Genomic DNA, 12,608 nt, shown 5'->3' on the forward strand with positions numbered 1-12,608 from the left:
CGGTCGTTGTCGAGCGAGCAGCCCTCCGTACCATCGGAGCAATGCGCGGCGCGTTCGACGTCTGGCAGCGGGGTGTGCGCGCCTACCTCGCCGCCGATCCCGGGCTGGCCCGCCTGCGCAGCGCCTCGGGCGTCACGCTGACGCTGGTGCTGGCGCTGCTGGTGCTCATCGTCGGCGCCAGGCTGGCCGACCAGCCGTTGCCCGTGGCCCTGCTCGGCGCGGTGGTCGGCACGCTGATCGCGGGGGCCAACCGCGAGCACACCGTGCGGGCCCGAGCCGTCACCACCGTGCTGGCCGCGCTGCCTGCGATGGCGTCGGTGACCCTCGCCGCCACCCTGAACGAGTGGCGCTACGCCGCCGACCTGGGCTTCGTGGTGGTGCTCTTCCTGGCCACCTGGGCGCGCCGCTTCGGGGTGCGGGGCGTGGTGCTGGGGATGGCCGCCTTCGTCGCCTACTTCTTCTCTCTCTTCCTGCACACCACGGTCAGCGAGGTGCCGCGGCTGCTGCTGTCGGTCCTCGTCGGCCTGGCCCTCGCCCTGCTGGTGCTCACCGTGCTGCTGCCCAACCGGCCGACGACCGAGCTGCACCGGCTGATGGCGGCCCTGCGCGCGGCCTGCGCGCTGGCGGTGGAGGCGGCCGTGCAGAAGCAGGCGCCCGACGCCGCCCACGACGCCCGCGGAGCCCAGCGACGGGAGCGGCACCTGCGCCGCCAGCTCGACCACTTGTCCACCTCGGCGCTGCTGATCGAGTCGTGGCTGGACACCTACGGCGCCGACCTGCACGCCACCGCCGGTGGGCAGCCGTTGTCGTTGGCGGTGTTCGACGCCCAGCTGTCCACCGAGCAGCTCGTGGACACGCTCATCCGGTCCGGCACCACCGACACCTGGCCGCCCGAGCAGCTGGCCGCCGTGGACGACGTTCGGGTGAGCCTGCGCGAGGGCTCGTCGGCCGACCAGCTGGACGAGGCCAGGCGCCACGTGCACGGCTTGGCCGACCAGGCCGACACCCGAGCGCCGGCCGGGCTGGCGACCTACCTGGCCGCGCACACCGTGGACGCTCACCTGACCGTGCGCGACCTCGCCCTGGACCGCGACCCGGCGTCCGGCGAGCAGGCGCCTGCTCCGGCCGAGAGCCAGGGCACCACCGCGCGGCGCCTGCCCCTGCCCCGCCTGCGCGGTCACCACCTGCGGTGGCACGAGCCGCACCTGCTGCCGACCACCAAGGCTGCGCTGCAGGTGGCCGCCGCCGCCGTGATGGCCACCGTCGTCGGCGACCTGGTCTCCCCCGAGCGGTGGTACTGGGCGGTGCTGACCGCCTTCGTGGTCTACAACGGCACCCAGAGCCGGGGCGACATCCTCACCCGCGCCTGGGAGCGCGTGCTCGGCACCTTCTTGGGCGTGCTGGCGGGAGTGGTCCTGGGGGCCCTGGTCGGGCGCCACACCACCGTCCAGCTGGTGCTGCTGGTGGCCTTCGTGTTCATCGCCTTCTACTCCTTGCAGATCTCGCGCACCGTGCAGGCCTTCTTCCTCACGATGATGCTGGCGATGCTCTACGGCCTGCTGGGGGTGTTCAGCGTCGACGTGCTGGCGCTGCGCCTGGAGGAGACCGCTGTGGGCGCGGCGATCGGGGTGGCGGCCGGATACCTCATCCTGCCCACCCGTACCCGCGACACCGTGGTCCGCAGCATCGACCACTACCTGGACACGCTGAGCACCGTGATCCGGGGCAGCGTCGAGCAGGCGCTCGCCCCGGCCGGTGATGTGGACCTCCTCGGGCAGGGACGCGACCTGGACAAGGCGCTGCAGGGGGTGAGCACGTCCGCGACCCCGCTCACCCGCTGGCGCACGGTCCGCGTGAATCGGGGCATCCGGCAGTGGGTGCGGGTGCTGCGTGCCTGCGACAGCTACTCGCGGGTGCTGGCGAGGGCGGCGTACGCGCTCTCCTCGGGGGTGCCCAGTCCCGCACCGAGCCCGGTGGGCGACACCACCCAGCCACCGCGTGCGGGTGCAGATGCGGCGACCACCGTTGGCCACCGACCGGCTGGTGCGCTGCGTGCCGTGAGCGAGGAGGTCGACGCACACGTCAGCGCGCTGCAGGCGCTGCTGCACGGAGAGCCGGTCCAGCCGGTGTCACCGGTGCGGCCGGCGCTGGAGGACGTGCTGGGCGACCGAGTCCCTGTCCGCGGCCGGGACGGGTCCCTGGAGACGGCGGTGTTCGCGCTGACCCGGATCGACCGAGCGATGCTGGAGCTGCTGCCCCGGGACCCCGCGGAGTAGGTGCCTACCAGCGGGGGCGCTGGACCTCTTCCACCTTGGGGCGGACGTCAGCCAGGTAGACCCCGATCGCGACCACGCCGATCAGCCAGAGGAAGGGCACCTGGACGAGGACGACCGCGGTACCGACGCCCACGATGGCCAGCCACTTGTTCTTGGTCAGCTTGTCTGCCGCGGTGAACGCGTCCGGACGCTGCCGGATGGCGTGCACCAGGGAGAACAGGCCGGCAATCGCGACGCAGACCTGGAGCGCGAGCAGGACGTATCCGGCGCCGGGGAGCATGCACCGATGATACGTGCCGGAGCGGCCTGGCGGCGAAGTTGCTGTGCCGTCGGCAGAGCCGAGCCGCGGGCTCCCGGCAGACATGCCTCAGCCCCCCGGGATCGCCGGGGGGCTGAGGTACGAGAGCGGCTGGATCAGCTCTTGGTGCTGCTGCTGGTGCTCGTGCCGCCGGTGGTGCGCGCCGTCGCCGTGTTCTGTGCCTTGGTGGCGGTGTTCTTGGTGTCGGTCGCCGTCTTCGACGCGGTGGACGCCGTCTTGGTGGCAGTGCTGCGCGCCTTGCCCGCCTGGGCGCTGGCCTTGCTGGCCGCACCGCTGGCCTTGCTCGCCGTGGTGCTCGCCTTGCTCGCCGTGGTGCTGCGGGCGGCGCTGGCCTTCTTGGCCACGGTCGGCTTGCTGTCGGTGGTGCTCTTGGCGGAGGCAGCCTCGTTGGCCGTCTTGCGGGCGGTCGAGCGGATCTGGTGGGCGGTGTCGGCACCGGCCTCGCTCACCGCGGCGTTGGTGCGGCCGGTGACGCGCTCGGTGGCCCGGGCGGCCCGCTCGCCGATGGAGCGGGTCTGGCGCGCCACGGTGCCGAGCACCTCGTTGGTCAGGCCGCGGGCGTCCCCGGCGGCGTCCTCGGCGCGCTCCAGCGCCTCCTCGAGCTGGGGCTGCTTGCGCACCTTGGCCAGCAGGTCCTCGCCCCGCTCGGCCAGCGACACGTAGATCCCGGCAGCCACCTGCACGTAGGCGTCGGCCACCTTGCGCAGCTCCTCGGGGTCGAGCCTGGTGCGCAGCTCGGCGAGCTGGGCGTTGAGCTCCTCGGGCAGGTCGAAGACCCGGTCACGGGCGGTCTCGACGCTCTCCTCGGCCCGGGAACGGGCGTTGAGCACGGCCTCGGTGACCGAGGTCAGGGCGTAGTCGCCGGCACCAAGTGCGGCGAGAAAGGGGGTCTTGGCCTGGTCAATGTTGTTCGGCATGTCGTGGCTCCTCAGGGTCAGGCGTGGTCGGTGGGTGGGGCGATCTGCTCGGCTGCGACGTTCTCCCGGCGGAAGGAGTCGTAGATCTCGATGAGCATCTGCTTCTGCCGCTCGGTGATCTGGGTGTCGGTGAGCACGGCGTCCAGGACGGGGCTGGCGTTCTTCTCCTCGAGAATCCCGGCCTGGACGTAGAGCACCTCAGCCGAGACCCGCAGCCCCTTGGCGATCTGCTGCAGCACTTCCGCGGACGGCTTGCGAAGCCCGCGCTCGATCTGGCTCAGGTACGGGTTGCTCACTCCCGCGAGCTTGGCCAGCTGACGCAGGGACACCTGCGCCGACTCGCGCTGCGCGCGGATGAAGCCTCCGAGGTCCTGCACCGCGGCGGTCACCGCGGCTCCTGCTGCCGCCACGATCTCTTCGGAAGCGGCTGCGCCCTCCTGGAGGGTCTCCGCAACACCCGACTCCCTCGGCTTGCGCCCGTTGTCGTCAGACATTGTGTTCACCTCCTGGTCAAGGACTCAGCAAGAACGCTAACGCCTTGTGCTAACTATTGCAAGCACTCTGCTAGCACTCCGGGCGTGAGGTGAACCACACCGTCACGCTCAGCGATCGCGCTAAAACGGCTGATCACAACCGCGCTGCCCCAACCCGCTCTGGGCCAGGCAGGCAGCGAGTGGCCCGCGGTTGCTAGCGGCTCGCCACCCGGCGGTACCGGTTCACGGCCAGCGGAAGGAACACCACGACGATGGCCAGCGAGGTGAGCAGGGAGTACAGGACGTCGTGCTGAGCGGGCCACCCGGTGGGCACCGCGAACTGTGCCGGAGCGCTGTTGCCGAACAGGCTGCGCGCGGCGGACGCCACCGCGGTCACCGGGTTCCACTCGGCAATCGCCCGCAGCGGCCCGGGAAGGCTGGCGGCGGAGACGAAGGCCGAGGAGATGAAGGTGAAGGGGAAGAGCCAGATGAGCCCGGCGCTCTGGGCCACCTCCACGTTGCGGGCCAGCAGACCCACCCAGGCGCCCACCATCGACATCGCGAACGCGAACAGCAGCAGCAGCGCGAAGGCCAGCACCGCCTCGCCGACGCTGCCGTGGATGCGCCAGCCCACGACCAGCCCGCACAGCGCCATCACCACCAGGGTCACCGCACTGAGCACCAGGTCGGAGGCGGACCGGCCCAGGATGACCGCCATCCGCGACATGGGCAGCGACCGCAACCGGTCGATGATGCCCTTCTGCAGGTCGTTGGCCAGACCGACGGTGGTGAACGCGGCGTTGAAGGCCACCGTCTGGGCGAAGATGCCGCCCAGCAGGAACTCCCGGTAGGACTCCCCGCCCAGGCTGCTGCCGAACACGTAGGAGAACAGCAGCACGAACATCAGCGGCTGGACGGTGGCCCCGATCGCGAGGTCAGGGATGCGCACGATGGTGATGAGGTTGCGCCGGGTGACGACGGCACTGTCGCGCAGCGCCTTGACCGGGGTGGTCACTGCGGAGCTCCTTCGGTGGTGTCGGTCGCGTGGCCGGTGAGGGAGAGGAACACGTCGTCCAGGGTGGGGCGGTTGAGCGCCACGTCCAGCACGGTGATCCCGATGGCGTCCAGCTCGCGCAGCACCCGCACCAGGGTGGCGGAGCCCCCGTCCACGGTGACCCCGAGATGACCGGTGTCCGCATCCACCGCCGGCTCGCCCGACCCGAGCCCGGCCAGCACCTCCCACGCCTTCGGCTGGTCCTCCGCCGAGGCCAGCTCGATCTGCAGGCGCTCGCCGCCCACCTCGTTCTTCAGCTGGTCGGCCGTGCCGCGGGCGATCACCTTGCCCTTGTCGATGACCGCGATGCTGTGCGCGAGCTGGTCGGCCTCCTCCAGGTACTGGGTGGTGAGCAGCACGGTGGTGCCGTCCGCCACCAGACCGGTGATGACCGCCCACATGTCCAGCCGCCCCCGGGGGTCGAGGCCGGTGGTGGGCTCGTCCAGCACCACCACCGGGGGCCTGGCCACCAGGGCCCCGGCGAGGTCCAGGCGACGGCGCATGCCGCCGGAGTAGGTCTTGGCGGGGCGGTCGGCGGCCTCCTCCAGCCGGAAGTCGGTGAGCAGCTCCCGGGCGCGCGCCGTGGCCTGCCGGGTGGGCATGCCGTACAGCTGACCCACCATCCGCAGGTTCTCCAGGCCGGTGAGGTGCTCGTCCACCGCCGCGTACTGGCCGGACAGCCCGATCTTGCTGCGCACCTCGTTGGCCTGGCGCACCACGTCCAGTCCCGCCACCTGCGCGGTGCCGGAGTCCGGACGGAGCAGCGTGGTGAGGATCCGGACCACGGTGGTCTTGCCCGCACCGTTGGGACCGAGCAGCCCCAGGACCGTGCCGGTGGGCACCTCCAGGTCCACCCCGTCCAGCGCGCGCACGCCGCCACGCCTGCCGCGGTAGATCTTGACCAGCCCCTCCGCCTGCACGGCGAGCTCCTGGACTCCGGTGGTGGTCGCAGTTCTGGTCATGCCGTCTCCTCGCGCGGGTGCCGTGTGCTCGACACCACAAACGTAGCGAGGGAGGGGGACAGTTCTCGCCCCATTTTTCGTCCAGCGAGCCGAGCGCACGGGCTCGGCGCCGCCTCGGCCGTTGCCCTGCACAGGCATCCGTTGCGAGGATGTCCCGATGACGACGGTGCTGATGCGAGCTGGTGGCCCTGGTGAGGACGGCGCGGCGCTGGCGGTGCCGGCATGAGCGCACTCGTCGACATCCCGTTCGCGACGGCCGACGGTGGCCAGGCGTCCCTGGCCGATCACGCCGGCGAGGTGGTCCTCGTCGTCAACGTGGCGTCCCAGTGCGGCCTGACCCCGCAGTACGAGGCGCTGCAGGGCCTGCACAGCAGCCTGCAGGCGAGGGGCCTGACGGTGCTGGCGTTCCCGGCCAACAACTTCATGGGCCAGGAGCCGGGCACCGACGCCGAGATCGCCGACTTCTGCTCGACGCAGTACGCCGTCACCTTCCCGGTGCTGGCCAAGATCAGCGTGGTCGGCGACGACCAGCACCCGCTGTACGCCGAGCTGACGCGCCAAGCGCCGGCGGCCGCGGGCACGTCGGACTTCCGCGACAACCTGCGGGCCGCGGGGATCGAGCCCACCGAGGACCCGGACGTGCTGTGGAACTTCGAGAAGTTCCTGGTCAGCAAGCAGGGCGAGGTCGTGGCGCGCTTCGCGCCGTCGGTCGCACCAGACGCCCCCGAGATCATCCGCGCCGTCGAGGCGGAGCTCGCCCGCTGAGACGGGGCCCGGAGCCGGGTCAGCCGAACAGCAGGTCCGACACGGCGTAGATGACCAGGCCGGCCAGTGCACCGACCACGGTGCCGTTGATGCGGATGAACTGCAGGTCACGACCCACCTGCAGCTCGATCTTGCGGCTGGTCTCCTGCGCGTCCCACCGGGCCACGGTGTCGGTGATGACCCCGGTGATCTCGTCGGCGTAGTTGCTCACCACGTACCGCAGGCTGCCCTCCAGCCAGCCGTCGACCTTGCCGCGCACCGCCGGGTCGTCGGCCAGCCGGGCACCCCAGGAGGCGACCAGGTCGCGGGCCCGCACCCGCAGCTCGCTGGAGGGGTCCTCCACCGCGTCCAGGATCATCCGCTTGGCGGTGCCCCAGGCGCTGGCCACCACGTTCTGCACCTCGGGGTGCTCCAGGATCTGCTGCTTGACCGACTCCGCCCGGGCGATGGTGTCCGGGTCGTGCTGCAGGTCCTCGGCGAACTCGGCCATGAACTTGTCCACGGCCTTGCGCATCTGGTGCTCGGGGTCGTCGCGCACCGCGCGGGCGAAGTCGAGCACCTCGCGGTGCAGCCGGTCGGCGAGCATGTCGTCCAGGAAGCGCGGCGACCACGCTGGCGCCTGCTGGCTGACCACCCGCACCACCGTGTCGTGGTTGACCAGCACCCAGTCGTAGGCCCGGTCGCAGATGAGGTCCACCAGGCGCTTGTGCTTGCCGTCGGCGAGCACCTCGGCCAGCAGCTTGCCCAGCGGCGGCCCCCAGGGGCGGTCCACCAGGCGGCGCACCAGGGTCGCGTCGATCACCTGCTGCACGTCCTCGTCCCGCAGCACCGTCACCGCGCCGCGGGCGAGCACCGCGGCCTCGGCGGTGATCCGCTCAGCGTTGGCCGGCTGGGCCACCCAGCGGCCGAGCCGCTCGGGCACCCGGGCCGCGCGCAGCTTGTCCACCACCACGTCCGGGGCCAGGAAGTTGGTGCCCACGAAGTCGCCCAGGCTCGCGCCGAGCTGGTCCTTCTTGCGCGGGATGATCGCGGTGTGCGGGATGGGGATGCGCAGCGGGTGGCGGAACAGCGCGGTGACGGCGAACCAGTCCGCCAGGGCACCGACCATGCCCGCCTCGGCTGCGGTGCGCACGTAGCCCACCCAGCCGCCGGCCCCGATCGACTCCTGCCACCGGGCGAAGAGGAACACCACGGTGGCCGCCACCAGAAATCCGGTGGCCACCACCTTCATCTTGCGCAGGTCAGCACGCTTGGTCTCGTCGTCCAGGGTGAGGTCCACGGCGTTCATCCTCCCAGGTGCGTGGCGGAGGCAGCGGGCCGGCGAGGCGAGCAGGCAGGATGGCGCAGGTGATGCCGCCTCCCCAGCTGGTGCCCCACCTGCAGCCGTTCGCCTCGACGATCTTCGCGGAGGTGACCGCGCTGGCCACCGAGCACGGGGCGATCAACCTGGGGCAGGGCTTCCCGGACACCGACGGCCCCGCCGCCATGCTGGAGGCAGCGCGCGCAGCCATCGCCGCGGGCCACAACCAGTACGCCCCCGGACCGGGCATCCCCGCGCTGCGCCAGGCCGTCGCGGCCGATCGCGCCACCCGCTACGGGCTGCACCACGACCCGGACACCGAGGTGCTGGTGACCGTGGGGGCCACCGAGGCGATCACCGCCGCGGTGCTGGCGCTGGTGCGCCCGGGCGAGGAGGTGGTGATGGTCGAGCCCTACTACGACTCCTACCCGGTGGCCGTGGCGATGGCCGGTGCCACCCGGCGCACCGTGGCGCTGGTGCGCGACGGCGACCGGTTCGCCCTGGACCTGGACGCGCTGCGCGCGGCGGTGAACCCGGCCACCCGCATGCTGCTGGTGAACTCCCCGCACAACCCCACCGGCACGGTGTTCACCACCGAGGAGCTGGCGGCCATCGCCGAGCTGGCCTGCGAGCATGACCTGGTGGTGCTCACCGACGAGGTCTACGAGCACCTGGTCTACGACGGGCGCGTGCACCAACCGCTGGCCGGGCTGCCCGGCATGGCCGAGCGCACGCTGTCGGTGTCGTCGGTGGCCAAGACCTTCAGCGCCACCGGCTGGAAGACCGGCTGGGTGTGCGGGCCCGCCGAGCTGGTGGCCGCGGTGCGCACCGCCAAGCAGTTCATGAGCTTCGTCGGCGCCACCCCGATGCAGCACGCCGCCGCCCACGCCCTCACCCACGAGCAGGCCTGGGTGCAGCAGCTGCGCACCGACCTGCAGGGCAAGCGCGACCTGCTGTCCACGGCGCTGGCCGAGGTGGGCTTCCGGGTGCACCCCAGCGAGGCCAGCTACTTCGTCTGTGCCGACGCCGCGCCGCTGGGCGAGACCGACGCGGTGGCCCTGTGCAGGCAGCTGCCGATGCAGGTGGGGGTGGCGGCGGTGCCGGTGAGCGTGTTCTGCGACTCCCCCACCCGGGAGCAGCCCCCCTGGCGCCAGCTGCTGCGGTTCGCCTTCTGCAAGCGCGACGACGTGCTGCACGAGGCCGCCCGACGGCTGCACGCGCTCAGAGCATGCTGATCTTCTTGTACAGCCGCACCGAGGGCCCGCCCACCAGGCCGACCTCGTCCAGGAACGCCATCAGCTTGGCGGCGCTGTCGCGCAGCCGCGCGCGGTAGTGCTCGTTGGTCCTGGCCGCCGCCATCGCCCGCTTGGGGTCGAGCCCGGCCGCGGCGTACACGTCCGGGTGCACCAGGCTGGTGGTGATGAAGTAGGCGCCGGCGGCCAGCATCGCGCGCTCGCGGGCGCGCTGGGCCGCGGACATGCCCTGCACCCGGCGGGCGATCTCCTCGCGGGCGAAGCGCATGTGCCGCGCCTCCTCCAGCACGTGGATCTTGGCCGTGGTGCGGGTGATCGGCTGCACCCGCTCATCCCGCATCCAGTCGCGCTGCATCACGTCGAGGATCTCCTCGGCCACCAGGATGCCGGCGTAGGCGGTAGCCCCCACCGCGGTGGCCTTGAAGACCCGGCCCAGCTCGAGGACGGTGCGCGAGGGCCGGTAGGCGGGAGCGCCGAAACGCTCGGCGGCGCGGGCGAACATGATCGAGTGGCGGCACTCGTCAGCGATCTCGGTGAGGGCAAACTGGAAGTGCGGTGTGGAAGCGTCCTGCCCGTAGATGTCCCGCACCACCATCTGCATGAGGATCATCTCGAACCAGATGCCGGTGCTCATGATGGAGGAGACCTCGTGCTTGGTCAGCGTGACCTGCTGCTCCAGGCTCATCTCCTCCCAGAGCGGAGTGCCGTAGAGGGTGCTCCACTCCGGCGTCAACCCGAAGAGGTGGTCCGGGACCGGCGCCTGCCAGTCGACCTCGACCATGGGGTCGTAGGACTTCTTGGCCGCCGAGGACAGCAAGCGGCTGGCGATCTCCTGGCGGTCGGTCACCTTGACGCCCCGCGACGCGCTGCTGGTGGTGGTGCTCGACATGTGGTTCTCCCCGGCGCCCGGACGTACCCCAGCCGTGTGCACGCCCGGTCGCACTCGCGACCACCCGCCCGGTATGAAGCACATCATGTGATTGGATGTAACTGCTAACATGAGTAACATGAACCATGACGGCGATGCTGTCAAGGGTGAGCGGACCGATAGCCCTTCCGCCCCAAGGCCCCAGGGGCCGCGGCCTGCCGTTCCGGCCACCTGGGTGAAGACCATGACCTCCGCCGCAGCCACGGCCGCCGCGGTGGTGGACGAGGCGCGCTCGGCGCGGGTGGCCATCGACGGGCGCAAGAAGCGCTGGGACGAGCACAAGCGCGCCCGGCGCGAGGAGTTCGTGGACGGCGCGCTGGCAGCCATCCGGCGCAACGGCCCCCAGATCGGCATGGAGGACATCGCCGGCGAGCTGCAGGTGTCCAAGACGGTGCTCTACCGCCACTTCACCGACAAGAGCGACCTGGTCGACGCGATCCTCACCCGCATCGCCCAGACCGTCGCGCTGCCGCCGCTGCTGGCCGAGCTCTCCCAGGAGCGGGCCGACTTCGACCAGGCGCGGGCGCTGATCGGCGCCTACGTGCGCTCTGTCGCCGCCGAGCCCGAGCTCTACGGCTACGTGTTCACCCACAACCAGGAGGTGGGTGGCGCGGAGAGCGTGGTGGCCACCACCGAGCGGGTGATCGCCGAGGCGCTCTCCGGGCTGGTCGGTGACCGGCTGCGCACCATGGGCATGGACTCCGGCGGGGCGCAGCCGTGGGCCTACGGAGTGGTGGGCATGGTCCAGCTGGCCACGCACTGGTGGCTGGACAACCGCACCATGTCCTCCGACGCGCTGGTGGACTACCTGAGCATGCTCGTCTGGGGCGGGCTCGAGGGTGTGCTGCGTGCCGACGGCGCCCCCGCCAAGTTCGTCCCCGCCGCGGCGTCCGACCCGACCAGGCGGCTGCTCGGCGGACCCCTCACCCCTGATCCCGCCCCTGACCCTGACGCCGATCCCGACCAGAAGGACAGCCACGGATGAGCACACCGGAGGAGCACGACGATCCCGCGGGCTACCAGGGCCCGGCAACGGCGGCGCACGACGAGCACGAGCACGCCGTGGACCTCACCCTCTCCGGGCACTTCGAGCCCATTGGCGGCACGTACGCCTGGTACGGCCGGGTGCGCGGGCTGCCGCAGACCCCGAGCGGGACGACGCTGACGGTGCGCACCGACGCCGCCGAGGCACAGGTGGTGGTCACCGAGCAGGACCTGTGGGGCAACCACCTGGTGCGCGGGGTCGGCGCGCCCCCGTTCGAGGCCTTCGACGCCACCGTCCTGGACTAGGCGAGGCGGTAGAACCGCCACAGGTCGTGCTCGACGGGCAGGGTGTCCACCGAGGTGAACCCCGCCTGCCGCGCGTAGTCGCGCATGGTGCTCTCCCGCATGACTGTCCCGGTGGCGGCCGAGCCCGGCGTGCTCATGCTGTCGGGCAGGCACACCGACAGGCTGAAGCCGTACATCAACCGCTCCACCAGGTCACCCGGCGGGGCGAAGGCGCTGGCCACCTTCATGTCGGCCACCAGCACGGCCCCGCTCGGCGCGGCCAGGGCACGCATGGCCGCCAGCGCCGGCACGGGGTGCGGCAGGTCGTGCAGGCACTCGAAGGCGGTCACCAGGTCGTAGCCGGCCTCCGCCCGCACGGTGGCGACGTCCTGCTCCCAGACCCGCACCCGCCCGTCCAGGCCGGCCTCGGCCACGTTGCGCCGGGCCAGCTCCACCGAGGCAGGGTCCAGCTCGAAGGCGTCCACCTGCACCCCGGGCAGGCCCTGCGCCAGCCCGATGGCCGACCACCCGCCGCCGCACCCCACGTCGGCCACCCGCGCCGGCGGGTCGGAGTGCAGCCTCAGCTGGACGTCGGGCAGGGTGGCCAGCCACTCCTGCGCGAGCAGGCCGAGAAAGCCGGGGCGGTTCAGGTCGGCCTGGGACTCCCGCATGTCGGTTCCGAACGCCGACCAGGGAACGCCCGTGCCGGCACGGAAGGCCTCCGCCACCGCGGGCACCTGCGCCGCCGCGGCCACCAGCTGACGGGCCAGCGGCGCCAGGTAGCCGAGGTCGTCGGCGCTGGCCAGCACCTGACCCACGCCCGGCTTGAGCCGGTAGCGCCGGTCGGCCGCCACGGCGGAGCTGGCGGCGAGCTCGACCAGGCCGGTCACGGCCTGCTGCTCCAGCCACTCCCGGGCTCCCCGCTCGCCGGTGCCGGTGGCCGCGGCCAGCTCCGTGGAGGACAGCGGGGGAGAGCCGTCCAGGCAGCGGTAGTAGCCGAGCCGGTCGCCCAGTGCCACCGCCATCAGGTCGAACATCCCGGCGGCTGAGCTCATCAGCCGGTCAGCGACCTCGGTCGCAGGATCCATGGCG

At 71.9% G+C, this 12,608-nt stretch carries 13 protein-coding genes; 5 read left to right on the forward strand and 8 right to left on the reverse strand.

All coding sequences use genetic code 11. The annotated features are described in order from the left end of the window. Positions 1 to 41: 41 nt before the first annotated feature. Positions 42 to 2,276, forward strand: coding sequence for an FUSC family protein (locus tag AC3YNX_RS01990; protein ID WP_489994439.1), 2,235 nt, complete (start codon positions 42 to 44; stop codon positions 2,274 to 2,276). A gap of 4 nt (positions 2,277 to 2,280) precedes the next feature. Here the strand turns inward: AC3YNX_RS01990 and AC3YNX_RS01995 are convergent, their stop codons facing one another. The 5 genes from AC3YNX_RS01995 to AC3YNX_RS02015 form a co-directional block, all read right to left on the reverse strand. Next, a complete protein-coding gene (locus AC3YNX_RS01995) occupies positions 2,281 to 2,556 on the reverse strand; it encodes a DUF2516 family protein (RefSeq protein WP_127784090.1) in 276 nt (91 codons plus the stop codon). A 134-nt stretch (positions 2,557 to 2,690) separates the two neighbouring features. Then, positions 2,691 to 3,512 carry a heparin-binding hemagglutinin gene (locus tag AC3YNX_RS02000; protein ID WP_489981949.1) on the reverse strand — a complete coding sequence of 274 codons (822 nt, stop codon included), beginning with the start codon at positions 3,510 to 3,512 and terminating at the stop codon, positions 2,691 to 2,693. A gap of 17 nt (positions 3,513 to 3,529) precedes the next feature. Then, positions 3,530 to 4,006 (reverse strand): helix-turn-helix domain-containing protein, encoded by a 477-nt coding sequence (locus AC3YNX_RS02005; RefSeq protein ID WP_489981950.1) that lies wholly within the window; start codon positions 4,004 to 4,006, stop codon positions 3,530 to 3,532. A gap of 193 nt (positions 4,007 to 4,199) precedes the next feature. Continuing rightward, on the reverse strand, positions 4,200 to 5,000 hold the full coding sequence (locus tag AC3YNX_RS02010) for an ABC transporter permease (protein ID WP_127784092.1): 801 nt from the start codon (positions 4,998 to 5,000) through the stop codon (positions 4,200 to 4,202). After that, positions 4,997 to 6,001 (reverse strand): ATP-binding cassette domain-containing protein, encoded by a 1,005-nt coding sequence (locus AC3YNX_RS02015; RefSeq protein ID WP_489994440.1) that lies wholly within the window; start codon positions 5,999 to 6,001, stop codon positions 4,997 to 4,999. The genes AC3YNX_RS02010 and AC3YNX_RS02015 overlap by 4 nt, the downstream gene beginning before the upstream one ends. Positions 6,002 to 6,223: 222 nt before the next feature. On the opposite strand from AC3YNX_RS02015, the gene AC3YNX_RS02020 reads away from it, so the two are divergent. Then, positions 6,224 to 6,766, forward strand: coding sequence for a glutathione peroxidase (locus AC3YNX_RS02020; RefSeq protein ID WP_489994441.1), 543 nt, complete (start codon positions 6,224 to 6,226; stop codon positions 6,764 to 6,766). A 19-nt stretch (positions 6,767 to 6,785) separates the two neighbouring features. On the opposite strand, the gene AC3YNX_RS02025 is transcribed toward AC3YNX_RS02020, so the two are convergent. Continuing rightward, positions 6,786 to 8,054: a DUF445 domain-containing protein gene (locus tag AC3YNX_RS02025; protein ID WP_206518031.1), complete on the reverse strand. Its 1,269-nt coding sequence runs from the start codon at positions 8,052 to 8,054 to the stop codon at positions 6,786 to 6,788. Between the two features lie 50 nt (positions 8,055 to 8,104). On the opposite strand from AC3YNX_RS02025, the gene AC3YNX_RS02030 reads away from it, so the two are divergent. After that, entirely contained in the window at positions 8,105 to 9,301 is a 1,197-nt protein-coding gene (locus tag AC3YNX_RS02030; RefSeq protein WP_489994442.1) for a pyridoxal phosphate-dependent aminotransferase, read from the forward strand. Here AC3YNX_RS02030 and AC3YNX_RS02035 read toward each other — a convergent pair. Beyond that, positions 9,288 to 10,208 (reverse strand): AurF N-oxygenase family protein, encoded by a 921-nt coding sequence (locus tag AC3YNX_RS02035; RefSeq protein WP_489994443.1) that lies wholly within the window; start codon positions 10,206 to 10,208, stop codon positions 9,288 to 9,290. The two genes, AC3YNX_RS02030 and AC3YNX_RS02035, sit on opposite strands and share 14 nt — an antisense overlap. Positions 10,209 to 10,431: 223 nt before the next feature. Here AC3YNX_RS02035 and AC3YNX_RS02040 point away from each other — a divergent pair, with 223 nt between their 5' ends. Further along, positions 10,432 to 11,232, forward strand: coding sequence for a TetR/AcrR family transcriptional regulator (locus AC3YNX_RS02040; protein ID WP_127784097.1), 801 nt, complete (start codon positions 10,432 to 10,434; stop codon positions 11,230 to 11,232). Further along, on the forward strand, positions 11,229 to 11,537 hold the full coding sequence (locus AC3YNX_RS02045) for a DUF4873 domain-containing protein (protein WP_489994444.1): 309 nt from the start codon (positions 11,229 to 11,231) through the stop codon (positions 11,535 to 11,537). Before AC3YNX_RS02040 ends, AC3YNX_RS02045 begins: the two co-directional genes overlap by 4 nt. Here AC3YNX_RS02045 and AC3YNX_RS02050 read toward each other — a convergent pair. Continuing rightward, positions 11,534 to 12,604, reverse strand: a complete 1,071-nt coding sequence (locus AC3YNX_RS02050; protein ID WP_489994445.1) for a methyltransferase domain-containing protein — start codon at positions 12,602 to 12,604, stop codon at positions 11,534 to 11,536. The two genes, AC3YNX_RS02045 and AC3YNX_RS02050, sit on opposite strands and share 4 nt — an antisense overlap. Between the last annotated feature and the right edge of the window lie 4 nt (positions 12,605 to 12,608).

The sequence above is a fragment of the Rhodococcus sp. Z13_19A genome, assembly GCF_058133575.1.

Excerpts from the sequence above, each read along its gene's own strand:
- AC3YNX_RS01990 (WP_489994439.1), top strand. The coding sequence starts at position 42 with ATGCGCGGCGCGTTCGACGTCTGGCAGCGGGGTGTGCGCGCCTACCTC.
- AC3YNX_RS01995 (WP_127784090.1), bottom strand. The coding sequence starts at position 2,556 with ATGCTCCCCGGCGCCGGATACGTCCTGCTCGCGCTCCAGGTCTGCGTC.
- AC3YNX_RS02000 (WP_489981949.1), bottom strand. The coding sequence starts at position 3,512 with ATGCCGAACAACATTGACCAGGCCAAGACCCCCTTTCTCGCCGCACTT.
- AC3YNX_RS02005 (WP_489981950.1), bottom strand. The coding sequence starts at position 4,006 with ATGTCTGACGACAACGGGCGCAAGCCGAGGGAGTCGGGTGTTGCGGAG.
- AC3YNX_RS02015 (WP_489994440.1), bottom strand. The coding sequence starts at position 6,001 with ATGACCAGAACTGCGACCACCACCGGAGTCCAGGAGCTCGCCGTGCAG.
- AC3YNX_RS02020 (WP_489994441.1), top strand. The coding sequence starts at position 6,224 with ATGAGCGCACTCGTCGACATCCCGTTCGCGACGGCCGACGGTGGCCAG.
- AC3YNX_RS02025 (WP_206518031.1), bottom strand. The coding sequence starts at position 8,054 with ATGAACGCCGTGGACCTCACCCTGGACGACGAGACCAAGCGTGCTGAC.
- AC3YNX_RS02030 (WP_489994442.1), top strand. The coding sequence starts at position 8,105 with ATGGCGCAGGTGATGCCGCCTCCCCAGCTGGTGCCCCACCTGCAGCCG.
- AC3YNX_RS02035 (WP_489994443.1), bottom strand. The coding sequence starts at position 10,208 with ATGTCGAGCACCACCACCAGCAGCGCGTCGCGGGGCGTCAAGGTGACC.
- AC3YNX_RS02040 (WP_127784097.1), top strand. The coding sequence starts at position 10,432 with ATGACCTCCGCCGCAGCCACGGCCGCCGCGGTGGTGGACGAGGCGCGC.
- AC3YNX_RS02045 (WP_489994444.1), top strand. The coding sequence starts at position 11,229 with ATGAGCACACCGGAGGAGCACGACGATCCCGCGGGCTACCAGGGCCCG.
- AC3YNX_RS02050 (WP_489994445.1), bottom strand. The coding sequence starts at position 12,604 with ATGGATCCTGCGACCGAGGTCGCTGACCGGCTGATGAGCTCAGCCGCC.